This window comes from Pseudomonas sp. GM48, from assembly GCF_000282335.1.
Taxonomy (GTDB): Bacteria; Pseudomonadota; Gammaproteobacteria; order Pseudomonadales; family Pseudomonadaceae; genus Aquipseudomonas.
Genome location: NZ_AKJM01000116.1, coordinates 38137 through 50195, shown reverse-complemented (window position 1 = coordinate 50195; position 12059 = coordinate 38137). Strand labels below are relative to the sequence as shown.

The 12059-nt window shown below is 51.3% G+C and carries 15 protein-coding genes and 1 tRNA gene; 8 read left to right on the top strand and 8 right to left on the bottom strand.

Annotated elements, in window-relative coordinates; genetic code table 11:
• Window positions 1–20 precede the first annotated feature (20 nt).
• Window positions 21–569 carry an AAA family ATPase gene (locus PMI28_RS07750; RefSeq protein ID WP_007989784.1) on the bottom strand — a complete coding sequence of 183 codons (549 nt, stop codon included), beginning with the start codon at window positions 567–569 and terminating at the stop codon, window positions 21–23.
• A gap of 188 nt (window positions 570–757) precedes the next feature.
• On the bottom strand, window positions 758–1108 hold the full coding sequence (locus PMI28_RS07755) for a BON domain-containing protein (protein WP_007989783.1): 351 nt from the start codon (window positions 1106–1108) through the stop codon (window positions 758–760).
• A gap of 317 nt (window positions 1109–1425) precedes the next feature.
• On the opposite strand from PMI28_RS07755, the gene PMI28_RS07760 reads away from it, so the two are divergent.
• Window positions 1426–1995: a DJ-1/PfpI family protein gene (locus PMI28_RS07760; protein WP_007989779.1), complete on the top strand. Its 570-nt coding sequence runs from the start codon at window positions 1426–1428 to the stop codon at window positions 1993–1995.
• Between the two features lie 223 nt (window positions 1996–2218).
• On the opposite strand, the gene PMI28_RS07765 is transcribed toward PMI28_RS07760, so the two are convergent.
• A tRNA-Ser gene (locus PMI28_RS07765) sits at window positions 2219–2306 on the bottom strand.
• A gap of 123 nt (window positions 2307–2429) precedes the next feature.
• Here PMI28_RS07765 and PMI28_RS07770 point away from each other — a divergent pair.
• Window positions 2430–3086, top strand: coding sequence for a Bax inhibitor-1/YccA family protein (locus tag PMI28_RS07770; RefSeq protein ID WP_007989777.1), 657 nt, complete (start codon window positions 2430–2432; stop codon window positions 3084–3086).
• 439 nt (window positions 3087–3525) lie between these two features.
• On the opposite strand, the gene PMI28_RS0128830 is transcribed toward PMI28_RS07770, so the two are convergent.
• Window positions 3526–3993, bottom strand: coding sequence for a helix-turn-helix domain-containing protein (locus PMI28_RS0128830; RefSeq protein ID WP_238540709.1), 468 nt, complete (start codon window positions 3991–3993; stop codon window positions 3526–3528).
• Window positions 3994–4277: 284 nt separating this feature from the next.
• On the opposite strand from PMI28_RS0128830, the gene PMI28_RS0128825 reads away from it, so the two are divergent.
• The 6 genes from PMI28_RS0128825 (at window position 4278) to PMI28_RS07785 (ending at window position 7659) form a co-directional block, all read left to right on the top strand.
• Window positions 4278–5015, top strand: coding sequence for a metallophosphoesterase (locus tag PMI28_RS0128825; RefSeq protein ID WP_033063523.1), 738 nt, complete (start codon window positions 4278–4280; stop codon window positions 5013–5015).
• A gap of 88 nt (window positions 5016–5103) precedes the next feature.
• Window positions 5104–5454 (top strand): hypothetical protein, encoded by a 351-nt coding sequence (locus tag PMI28_RS0128820; RefSeq protein ID WP_157395784.1) that lies wholly within the window; start codon window positions 5104–5106, stop codon window positions 5452–5454.
• 9 nt (window positions 5455–5463) lie between these two features.
• Window positions 5464–5865: a DUF6957 family protein gene (locus PMI28_RS07775; protein WP_007989773.1), complete on the top strand. Its 402-nt coding sequence runs from the start codon at window positions 5464–5466 to the stop codon at window positions 5863–5865.
• A 52-nt stretch (window positions 5866–5917) separates the two neighbouring features.
• The gene (locus tag PMI28_RS29885; RefSeq protein WP_081501458.1) at window positions 5918–6274 is read left to right on the top strand and encodes a hypothetical protein; all 357 of its coding nucleotides are present in this window, start codon (window positions 5918–5920) and stop codon (window positions 6272–6274) included.
• A gap of 259 nt (window positions 6275–6533) precedes the next feature.
• A complete protein-coding gene (locus tag PMI28_RS07780; RefSeq protein ID WP_007989771.1) occupies window positions 6534–6833 on the top strand; it encodes a hypothetical protein in 300 nt (99 codons plus the stop codon).
• A gap of 223 nt (window positions 6834–7056) precedes the next feature.
• A complete protein-coding gene (locus tag PMI28_RS07785; protein WP_007989769.1) occupies window positions 7057–7659 on the top strand; it encodes a hypothetical protein in 603 nt (200 codons plus the stop codon).
• A gap of 391 nt (window positions 7660–8050) precedes the next feature.
• Here PMI28_RS07785 and PMI28_RS07790 read toward each other — a convergent pair whose 3' ends face one another.
• The 4 genes from PMI28_RS07790 to PMI28_RS07805 form a co-directional block, all read right to left on the bottom strand.
• Window positions 8051–8665 carry a helix-turn-helix transcriptional regulator gene (locus PMI28_RS07790; RefSeq protein ID WP_007989767.1) on the bottom strand — a complete coding sequence of 205 codons (615 nt, stop codon included), beginning with the start codon at window positions 8663–8665 and terminating at the stop codon, window positions 8051–8053.
• 209 nt (window positions 8666–8874) lie between these two features.
• A complete protein-coding gene (locus PMI28_RS07795; RefSeq protein WP_007989765.1) occupies window positions 8875–9993 on the bottom strand; it encodes an aminotransferase in 1119 nt (372 codons plus the stop codon).
• 41 nt (window positions 9994–10034) lie between these two features.
• Window positions 10035–10997: an ornithine cyclodeaminase family protein gene (locus PMI28_RS07800; protein WP_007989762.1), complete on the bottom strand. Its 963-nt coding sequence runs from the start codon at window positions 10995–10997 to the stop codon at window positions 10035–10037.
• A gap of 267 nt (window positions 10998–11264) precedes the next feature.
• Window positions 11265–12011 carry an ABC transporter substrate-binding protein gene (locus tag PMI28_RS07805; protein ID WP_033063532.1) on the bottom strand — a complete coding sequence of 249 codons (747 nt, stop codon included), beginning with the start codon at window positions 12009–12011 and terminating at the stop codon, window positions 11265–11267.
• Window positions 12012–12059 lie beyond the last annotated feature (48 nt).

Here is a 12059-nt window from a genome sequence, read left to right as displayed (position 1 = left end):
GCGCACGAGTGCGGGTGTCTCTACAGAACCTTGGGGGTCGAGTGCCGTTGAGGCATTGGGGGCAAGTTATCAAGAAATGCGGCAATCTGCCGACGATGCCGCAAGTGCATCGTAGGAATCTGCGGGCCTATGGCCAGACGCACCGTCTCGATACCTGGGCGGTAGCCTCGATCGAAATTCCACACGAAGTTCAGAAAGGTAAAGAACGCCCGGTCGAGCTTCTCTGTACAACCTGCTGCAAGGTCAGGCCGAGGGCGATTCAATATGCTGCGTATGATCACCCGGGTGAAACAGGTGAGTCGCGGTGTATCGAGCCAGATGATCAGGTCGGCACGGGGCAGGCGAAGATCGAAGGTACGCCGGGCATAATTGCCTTCACAAATCCAGGCAGTCGGTGCGATCGCTTCGCTGACCCGTGCGCGGAACTGCTCAGCGTCGGGCTCGACCCAGTCGGGCTCCCAGAACAGTGTGTCCAAGTGCACCACGGGCAGGCCAAGGCGCTTACCGAGGGCGCGGGCGAGGGTGGATTTGCCGCTACCAGCATTGCCCAGAATTACAATCCGTTGCATGGTCGGACTTCCTGTCGCGAAAATAGCCGGCAATTGTGCAGGTTTCGGGGCACCAGTCAAAGGCGGATGGGGGCGACCGCACCTCAGGAGAGAATTTTTTGTTGTCTACTGCGCTATTGGCAGATGTGAGCAAGATGTCGCCCCCTCGGTTCCCGACTGGGAGCGCGGCGCCTACAAAGTTGCCATTATCATTTGTCGTCCATTTTTGATGACGATTGTGGCCGGCGCTCAGTGCTCTCTTCGGCGTTGGGCGCTTCTGGAAAACTCCCTGGCGTGAACACATGGGTCTGCAAGTCGCTGGCATCGACTTCGGCGACACCATGAACCGAACGGGCCAGACCAATGGCCTGTTCACACTCTCTATGAGTGTTGACGCGGCCGCTTAACCCCACTATGCCCGCATGGGTTTTGACATTGATATGCAGGCTAAGGGTCGGATCGGAAAATGCCAGGGCCGACTTCACCTTGGCGGTAATCCATGCATCGTGAACGGCCATTTCCAGACCATGAGAGTAATGCTGGAAGGAGTGAATTTTCATGGCTGAACCCTCTCTCGCTTAATCAGACGTACTGTCCATCCCATTTGCTGTGCTGCCTTCTGCCTGTCAGGTGAACGCTATGAATACCTGATTCGTTTTGGAGCGCTCGCCACGCAAACATTGACAGACATTAATTATAGTACGGCCGTTGCCTGCGGTCAGAGCGCTGTCCCCGTGAACGTCCGCCTTGGTCGCCTGTGCCAGGCGCAACATCTACAGAGCACTCCGGACAGTCCTTATTGCGATCAGATCTGGCAGTCCTTGATGTCTGTTTGTTGTCACCATATGTTATGGGTATTCATGGAGGATTCTGACTGATGGCGCGTGTGGGTTTGATACTGACACCCGGTTTTGCGGACTGGGAATATGCTTTCATTGCTGGAACTGCGTCGCCGTTTTACGGGATCGATGTCAGATTTTTCGCTTCTGCTACGGGGCAGTTCCGCTCCCAGGGCGGATTGGCTGTAACTGTCGATAGCAGTTTGCAGCAATGTCTGGACTGGAAACCGGACGTTGTTGTCGTCATTGGAGGAATGGTCTGGGAACGTGCAGAAGCACCGGATATTCGCGACTTTCTTCATGCCAGTCGCTCAAGTGGGGCGACCATTGCCGGTATCTGTGGGGGAACACTGGCACTTGCGAGGGCCGGGCTTCTCGACACGGTTCCTCATACCTCGAACAGCGCTGAATTCTTACAACAGAATGCCGCAGGTTATGAAGGGCGCACGCTTTATCGAAGCAGTCCAGTAGCTGTGGTTGCGGACCGCATTATAACTGCTCCAGGCCCTGCGCCCGTTAGCTTCACCTGCGCAGTGTTCGAAGGTGCCGGGCTATCTTCAGAGATCATTTCTCAGTTCAGGTTAATGTTGGCAGCGGAACATGGGTGACCGCTCCGTCCTACAAGACAGCCGATCAGGTGATGTGTTCGAGTGGCCGCTCAACCGATTTCTGCCGGTCACGACGGGCCGGAATCGACCCGTGCAAGCACTCAATGAAATCTACGAATCGTTCCACGTATAGCTACGGAAAGCCAAGGCATGGGCTGGCAGGTTTTTTCCAAACCCCGGAAACGACAAAGCCCTGAATAATCAGGGCTTTGTCGTATAAAGATGGCGGAGGCGATGGGATTCGAACTCATGGACCTGTTACAGTCGACGGTTTTCAAGACCGTTGCCTTAAACCACTCGGCCACACCTCCGTTTGCGTTGCGGGCGCCATAATACCTGAATGAAACACACTGTCAAACTCTCTGCATAGCTTGTTACAGGGCGTCTGCTATGATCTTTGCGACTGAACGTTTCAAACCAACAGGAGTGTCGCCATGCGCGAACAGGATTACGCAGTTAATAACAGCGTGCAGGCTGAGCAGCTAGAGGTTAGCCGCGTCCTGCGCAACACATACGGCTTGCTCGCCCTGACCCTCGCATTCAGCGGTGTGACGGCCTACGTTGCCCAGCAGATGCGCGTTGGCTACCCGAACATTTTCGTGGTGCTGATCGGCTTCTACGGTCTTTTCTTCCTTACCAACAAACTCCGTGATTCGGCCTGGGGCCTGGTGTCGGCATTTGCCCTGACCGGTTTCATGGGTTTCCTGCTTGGCCCGATCCTCAACCGTTACCTGGGGATGCAGGGCGGCGCTGAAGTGGTCAGCTCGGCTTTCGCGATGACGGCGCTGGTGTTTGGCGGTCTGTCGGCGTATGTGCTGATTACCCGCAAGGACATGAGCTTCCTCGGCGGTTTCATCACGGCAGGCTTCTTCGTGCTGCTGGGTGCGACGCTGGCGGGCATGTTCTTCCAGATCAGCGGTCTGCAACTGGCGATCAGCGCAGGTTTCGTGCTGTTTTCCTCGGTCTGCATTCTGTTCCAGACCAGCGCCATCATTCATGGCGGCGAGCGTAACTACATCATGGCAACCATCAGCCTGTATGTATCGATCTACTTAATGTTCACGTCGATTTTAGGTATACGTGACGAGTAAGAGGTCGGATGGGCGATCCGCCCTGTAAAACCAAGGAATGCCGCCTCTTAGGCGGCATTTTTTTTGGGCAATCGTCAAAAAATGTAAACCTACGATTTTTCGCCTAAATTACAGGGAAAATGTAAACGTCCAGTTTCATACGCATGGATGAAAAAGGTGCATTTTTCCCCTCAAGCGTAAACGCATGCCTGACGCCACATCGTAGGCTTGCTGATACTCCGTTAGCCCGAGTTGATGCCCTGGCTATGGCAGATGGAACCCATCCCCTCATAATCGGAAGGATGAAAAGGAGTGGGGGGAACTGATTGACGGAAGGACTGGCAGTATCCGTTGGCAGATCAAGCCTGACATCCATGTTCGTAAATGAAGCCCAGACAACATGAGATTTTCAAAAAACCGAAATGAGCGTTTTCGGCCCTCGCTGCCATTCGATGCCTGCCTATTTCGCAGTTCGCCAAATTCGGTTAACCGTTGACGTGGGAATTCCAAGCGCCTCAGAAGCTTCTTTCTGCGTCATTCCCTGAGTTCGGCAACGAAGCACGGCTTCAATTTTATCGGGAGATGAGCGTGGGCCACCCTTGATGGGTTTGAGCGCGCCGTCAGCGAATTGCCCCGACAATCCGTTTACTACCCCCAAGGCAATGAGGCTATTTACCTCTTCAGACAGTCTCTCGAGAGCTTCATCGGGAGATAATTTCTTCTCAAAGCATGATGCGACCACAAGTAGCGCCAATGGATCGACATCCAATGCCGAGGAGATCGTATTCAGCATATCGAGGGTTACGCCTGTCTTTGCGTTCTCGAGATTGTATAGATGCCTAGTTTCAACCTGGCCTTGAAGATCCTCCTTCGAAAGGCCGCGAGAAGAACGCACCAATCGGAGTACTGCCGCCAGCGATTCCCTCATGACCATGGCGAATCCTCAAAAGGGAGGATAAGGCCATATTGAACAATCCCACGCCATGAAATATACTTCCGAAATCGGGATGTCTGTGGGCTTAACTGAGAGTCAAGCATCACCTCCAAAGCCGCGGAATGACGGATCATTTCTTCTATACGTGCGTTAGTAATGCATAAGTCATTCAACACCATCCTGAAAAATTTCTAAAAGGCGCATTTTCACTCTTGGGTATCTGCGTGAAATATAAGTCATAAATTGACAGTGTGGATGGGCCATAAAAGGTTGAGATTTTGAAAATTCACTTGCTTTCCGACGTCCACATCGAGTTTCAGGAATTTTCTCCGATTGTCTCTGTTGCGGATGTTGTTGTTCTGGCCGGTGACATTGATCTGTTGGATAGAGGAGTGGAGTGGGCAAACAGAACCTTTTGCTGCCCAGTGGTCTATGTCGCCGGAAATCATGAGTTCTACAAAGGCCACATCGACAGGACTTTGGAAAAAATGCGTGCTAAGGCTCTCTCGCATGTTCACGTTCTAGAAAACGAGCAAGTCGTCATCAATGGGGTACGGTTTCTCGGTACAACCGGTTGGACTGATTTTTACTCGACCGGAGACGTCGCCTCTGCACTTAATAGCGCTCAGGTATCTATGAATGATTACAGGCAGATCAGAACTGGAACTCAGTATCGTCGCCTAAAGCCAATCGAAACTCAGCAAAAGTCGCAATTTGCGAAAATGTGGCTGCTGGGTGAACTATCTACCGAGTTTCAGGGAAAAACAGTAGTGGTAACCCATCATGCGCCCTTGCCGGAATGCGCGCCTGGGATCAAATATGAAATGGGGCATTTGGCTGCAGCTTATGTCAATGATTGGCGGGAGTTTGCAGGATGCAATATAGACATTTGGTTGCATGGACATACGCATGTCGGCTACGACAAAACCATAGAAGGCATTCGCTATGCGTCCAATCCGAGGGGCTATCCTTTTGAAGAAACCGGTTTTGTAAATGATCTAATACTTACTATCTGAGTAAGGTGGGTGTTAAAGAAATAAATCGTCAGGCAGGAGATGTGTTGTGTTCAGAACAAACGAGAGTCAAGTCCATGGCAGATTCAAAATGCCTGATGAAAATATCCTGCTGTGGAAGTCGGTCGATCTTAATCACAATCAATATTCTTTCTTAGTAGAAGGGGTAGGGTTCTTCGATGGGATTATCGGGCCAAGCGCTCGCCTCGTCAGTGACACAGAGTCGGTTCAAACCATATGCAACTCGGGAGATCCTGAATTTCTTGCTGTGACCAAGGTATACCTCATCTCACCGCCCTGGATGAACCGGCAAAATGAACGCCTAATGGAGCCGCTCGCAGAAATAAGATTGCAGAGTTCTGATAAAGAACGACAAATCTACGAATTCGTAACCATGGCGGGGCAGACTTATACAAGCGTTCCTCAACCTAAACCAACTTGAGATACCACTATGGTGACCTTGGATGAAATCTCTCAGCTCTTCTACGGGGCAGGGGATGAAACGCCTGGCTGGCAGGGCACTCAGGAAGACCTAATTGCTTTGGCGGCAAAGGCGTTCCCAGGCAAAGCATACTGCGTGGTGAAACAGTGGATTTTGATCGACCTGACTGTGACGCCTGATGAGAAAGAAAAGCTGACGACTCTCGGACTGCTTCCCGCCACTTTATTCGCCCACGAGATAGTCCTGGACAGCAAAGGCCGCTTCCAGCCAGGCATGTGGGTACGCAGCAACTTCGGAAGATCCTTCACCGAAGGCTGTATGTTTGAAACCAAGAACACCGTCTACCTTCTCTGGGGCTCAGGTCAGAGAAAAGAGGCCTCTGTGGGTGCAGCTTTTTCAATGTCGGCCTGACGTGTGAAACGCGCCGGCAAATTATCTGTGTTCGTTTTGGAGCATTTTCGGGATGTCTGAAATCATCGAACTCGAATTTCATAGCAAAGAGTTGACCGACTTTCAGTTGTGCCGCCTTGGGCGAGCGAGCATCCGAAAGTATTCGGTACCGGTCACTGCGTTCATCAGTGATGCCTTTATCGCAAATGACGCATGCCTTGGCTTGTCCTTCGATCATGTTGGGCAAGGTGATGCTTTTCGCCCAGCAGATGGTGGCCTTCTTCGGACAGGAAAAATACAGAAGGCATGGAAAGAGGGACGTTTCTGGCTTCTTGAAACTCAAAGTGGCAACTACGTCCTCGGAAGTTTCATGCGAGGTGTAGGACGGAAAAGTTTTCGTGAGTTGCTTCAAACAGGTGAGCGATGCTGAGGCGGAATTTCAGCAACGCTCCAACGTGGCGATTGTGAAATCACTTCGTTAGGTATGCAGGGTGTGCTCAAGGCAGGCTATCACGACGCTGGTATCTGACCTGAGGCTATCTGCGCCCACTAAATCGCCTGTTATTAGCTGGTTTTTGAAGGCGCTGGCGCGAAGGGGCGATTTCATCGATGGTGCACGCCTATCCATAGCGCCCACTGATAACGCTTGAGTACTCTCCTACAAGCGGTTTTTTGCCTTGGAGCACGAAATGGGACACCTCAGCCTGGAAGACATTTACCCTGATGACGTGAAGGAGTACGGTCATATGCGTGTAGGTATGACCGACCGCTATGTGAAAGAAAATCATGTCATGCATGGTGCTGTAACGCTCGGCGAATGCCGCGATTTGACTCGCCGCTTGTTGCGCGACGAAACAGTGCAAATGATCATCAGCGCCAAGCTCGCCGCGTTGCCTGATAACTACGATCCGTGGATCTGGCAGATCAACCGCCATCGCGCCCTGCGCGCCAAATATGGGGACAAATTCGATCCGTGGGCAGACGACTGACAGTCCCACGTCCATTTACAAATGGAGCGCCTCATCTCGTAATTTTTTGTTTCTATACCAGTGTGGGCGGCAGGCCCAGTAGTTTTGGGTTCAATCTCAGAAGAATTTGGCCAATTTCGATTCATTCCTCAGGCTGACGTGCTCAATAAAATTTTTTGAACCTGTTAAATGTTTGTCGGATTGAGCCGAATTGGATTTAGGAAACCAATTTTTCGAGAGTGCTATGAGCGACAACAACCGTTTGAAATCCCGCTTTGCCTTCAAGTCCTCTGAGGTTTTCAGTTTTCCGGAAACAGACGAGCATTTTCGTGCGACGGTCAAACTCACCCCGTCTCGAATTATTAATTTAGTCCTACACGACTTCAAAGCATGCTTCACCACACGGCAAGCTTATGAGGTAGCGTCTGGTCTAATCAAAGCAGTAATTAACTCACTTGATCATGATCACCCAAAGTCGGATAAGTCTAATATCCAAACAAATCATGACAATTGGGCTGTTTTAATTGAGCGTCATGACTTGTTTGGATCAAAGGAAACATCTGATCTGCTTCAAGTTGTGATGACTGGTAGAAATTTCCTAATTAAAGGAGCTCTGCTCGATCCCGAGCCGGCGGTCGAATTTAAGCGCGGTGAAGAGCCTATCTATGATTTTGCGATCAGACTAGATGGCCAATACGTTTCAATGTATTTTGGTTGGGTTCGCTGGAGGCTCAGCCGCAGTGAAGCACAGTGGCTAGCGGAACAGCTTTGGACTGCGGTATTTTTAGCAACAAAGCCTAAAGCGCAGATTAATCAGGAGTACGCAAAAGAAGTACGCGCGACCTAATACTTGTTAAGGGCATACCTTCCGCCATCCCAATATACCAGGCCTCGCTCACCAAGCGCGGCCTTGGCTTCTTGAGCCTTTGTCCTTGATGCCGACTATTGCTCGGGATCGTTTGGGCTTTAGCAGCATTTACGACACGACGCGTACAGGACGTATGCGGTGCTCGTAACTGACGAAAGCGACGACAACCTGCAATATCACCTACGGGATGCAGAACTCATTGTTTTGGTTCAGCATGGGGCGGACGCTCGGTTTGAAGTGCTGGGCTTGTCAGAGCTCTTCATCCTTGACGACGTCATTCAGTCTCTGGTCGCTTGCCGGAGCGCTGTATTCCAAAAAACGAAGTCTGGCGTAATGCGGCTCATACACTGTCGAGTCCGGTTTTTTCACGTCATACAGCTTCACGTAAGCGCTTGACGTATTTGTATACGGTAGCCCTTCCCATAGATAGGACGTTGGCAATGTAGTCTGATGAACTTCGGCCTTCAAAGGCGCCTTCGGCGTAAAAAGCTTCAACCAGCAATCGCTTGTCGTCTCGCGTTAGTCCAGGGAGTGACAGATTGTGTTCCTTGAGCCAAGCGTGCAGGAATGTATTGATGCGTTCTTGCCAGTCATCCCGAAACAACGCGTCGGGCTGTGGAAGAAGCCGGGAGGGCTCGAAGAAATTGTTCAGCGCTTCACGTGCCATCTCCAGCACGGTGAAATTCATGTTGATGCACAAAAGCGCCTCGGGCTCGTCGTCGTCGTTTCTCAGGACGCTGGTAATGGAGCGGATTTTCTGTCCGTTCCAGTTAAGTTTCTCGTAAGGGCCAAGGTTACTGACGACCTCGAAATCTCCCGGTAACTGATCGAGGGCTGAATCATCCCCCAGTTTCCGTTTAGAAATATTGTTGGCAATGTGGACGATGGTTTGCGTTTCTATGTCGTGAATGATGACTTCCGCATGAGGGAAATACAGCAACGCGATACCGTCGGCGATGGCCTTGTAATTGTTGAGTTTTTTCATGCTGGGGCAGGTCGCAAGAGAATCCGTTAGGGGAGTAAATGTATCAGCTACGATGTTTCACTACGAGCCGTGGTTTTGTAGAGATAGTGACGACCACCTAGGGGCTCCAGCGTCATGCGAATGTTGAAAATGCCGACGGCATCGCCATCGCCGTCGGCATCATTCATCAGGCCACGCCACGTTACTTGGCGAAGGCATGAAGGAGAAGATCAAAGCTCTGTGAGAAATTCCGAAACCTTTTCCAGGCCTTCCTTCAGGACTGAAAGGTTGTTGGCATAACCAATGCGCACATAACCTTCGATGTCCAAGGCACTACCTGGCGTGAACATGACACCTTTGCTTTCCAGCAGCTTGACGCACAAGTCACGGGAGGACAGGTCGACATCGATCTTTAGAAGGGCTGTGGTGCCGGATTTCGGTTTGACGAACGAGACCTTGGGTTCTTTCGCGATCCACTGATCTAAGTACTCGAGGTTGGTGCGAGTAATGGATTTGTTACGGGCCAGTATCTTGTCCTTGTTTTCCAACGCGATACAGGCGAAATGATCATCCAGCATGCCGACGCTGATGGTGTTGTAGTCGCGGTGAATGGCAACCCGATGAATCAGTTCAGTTGGCGCGACGATCCAGCCCAGTCGCAGACCAGCCAATGAGAACGCCTTGGACATACTGGCGGTGCTGATACCTTTTTCGTACAGATCTGCCACCGAGACGGTGAAGCCGTCGCCATCCTGGTCGATGCCCCGGTAGACCTCGTCACTGAGAAGGTAGGCTCCGGCAGCACGAGCAATCGACACAATCTGCTCAAGCATGGCTTGATCCATCAGAGACCCGGTCGGGTTGTTCGGGTTGTTGATTGCAATCACTTTGGTGTTCGACCTGACCAGCGCGTTGAGCTCTTCCAGGTCAGGCAGGAAGGCGTTCTCTTCACGCAGTTTAAGAATCGAAACGTCGGCACCGTAACTCTCTGGAATCGAGTAGTGCTGCTGGTAAGTCGGAGCCACGGAAATAACGTGGTCACCAGGCTCAACAAGGGTTTCATACACCAAGGCGTTAGCACCTATCGCACCATGGGTGATGATCACGTTGTGCTTACTCTGCTTCGAGTACAAAGCGGCCACGTTATTACGGAGGCGATCAGTACCTTCGATGGCGCCATACGTCATTTTCAACGGCAGTAGCTCATCGAGGATGCTGTCTTTTTTACCGGCCATTTCCAGTAGCTGTTCGATGGTCAGAGACTCGACACAGGTTTCGGCCAGGTTGTATTTGCAGTCGTTTTCATAGGCGTTCATCCAGATTTCAACGCCGAATTCTTTGATCTTCATGTAGATACCTTTCGTTTTGATTGTTTGTCAGCAAACGGTGTTCAGCGCTGAGTGAGCGCCTTATAGATTTCGAGGGTAATAGCAACATCCTCCAGGCCCAGACCGATGGAACGGAAAAACACATGACGGTCGTATTTGGGTAGCGGTGCTGTTGAATTGGATAGCTCAGCCAGGTCACCTACCAAGCTTTCGGTCGACCATAATTTACGTTCGGCCGCGATTACCATTTCTCCGGCCGCAAATGGGGTCGTGTGTCTGTAATCGCAGTACACGTCCATTTTTGATAATTCCTCCGGAGAGATTTCATGCGCGCGATAAGCATTGGTGCTGATCGAAGTGATGAGAGTTGGCTGTCCGAGAATTTCGGTATGCAGGACAGGTTTTGGTGAGGAAGTACAAAGCATCACGACGTCCGCATTGGAGACAGCTTTCGATTGCAGTTCGCATAGCGCGATGCGTGAGTCGATTGCCAAAATGGCCTCGCGCTTTTCTTCACCTAGCGATGAGATTTCCAGGGAGTGGATAGAGATTTTTTCCCAGTTTCGCAATCCCTTTACGAACTCGATATGTGCCAGGGCAATCGGGCCGGTGCCGATTACGGTAAGACGTTTGCTGTCTTCGGGGGCTAGGCGATCAACTGCCAGCGCAGTGGTCGCAGCAGTACGCAGGGTGGTCAGCAGACCCGCGTCGGCAAGTAACAGTGGAGTACCGGTTTCCATGGACATCAGGATTGACCATGCGGTTACCAGCGGTTTGCCTTCGGTCTTGATGTAAGGGGATGTTTTAATCCCATAAACCTTTTCTGCGTTCATAACCCCCAGGTAGTTGATGAAGTCTCCCTGCCCGTTGGGGAATTCCACCAGTTGTTGTGGAGGCTGTACGGCGTTGCCGGCACCTAGCGATTCGAACAGCCTGCGCATCGCAGACAAGACGTCGATCTGCGCTAGCAACGCCTTGACATCTGACTCTTTTACGACAAAGGGGGCTTGATTATGTATGGGCATGTATGACGCTCTCAGGCAGCTGTTAAAGGAGAAATCACGCAGGCAAAAAATGATCTAGGGTTCAACAGGCACCGGAATTGGCACCCTGACACGCCCCTTGTTCAAGGCGAAGATAGAACCCTTTTTTTGCCTAAAACCGATGCAAATCCACCCGCCAGACACAGGGGGGCACCGGCGATAACTTCCCGGAGCCTAGTGAGCGGATCGGCGAAATAACTGAGGAAATCTTGAGTAGCAAACTATCCCGTGAGAACTGATATCACCCGGTTATTTGCCATACACATCGAATTCGAAATATTTCGCGTTGATGGCTTGGTAAATACCCTTGGCCCTCAATGCCTTGATGGCGTCATTGAAACTTTGTACATGGGGTGTATCGCCTTTGCGTAAGGCTATGCCGATGCCGTCACCGAAGTATTTTGGATCAGTCAATTGCGGGCCAGCGAAGGCGAATCCTTGTCCGGTAGGCAATTTTAGAAACGACTCGCTGAGAATGATCTGATCAGCGACAGTTCCATCGAGCCGACCGGAATTCATATCCAGGTAGATCTCATTTTGCGAGGTATAGCGCACTATCTCCGCACCCTTGGGCGCCAGGACTTCGGTTGCAAATCGGTCATGGATACTGGAGCGCTGCACACCGATGCGCTTGCCTTTGAGACCGGAGAGGTCTTCACCAATTTGTGTTCCGCTTTTCATCACCAGCCGAGCAGGGCTCTGGTAATACTTGTCGGTAAAGTCGACAGATTTCTTGCGCTCTTCTGTTATCGACATCGACGACAGAATCGCGTCAACCTTTTTAACCTTCAGCGCGGGAATCAGGCCGTCGTATTCCTGCTCGACCCATTGGCACTTGATCTGCATTTCTGCGCAGAGCGCATTACCGATATCGTAATCGAAACCGGTGATTTCGCCGTTGGGTGACTTGGAAGCGAAGGGCGGGTAGGCCGCTTCTATGCCTATTTTAAGCGGTTGATCTGCCGCGTGCGTCATTGACATTGAAAGCGCAAACATAAGACCGCAGAACACTGCGTGGATTTTCATTTTACGTGCCTCAGATTG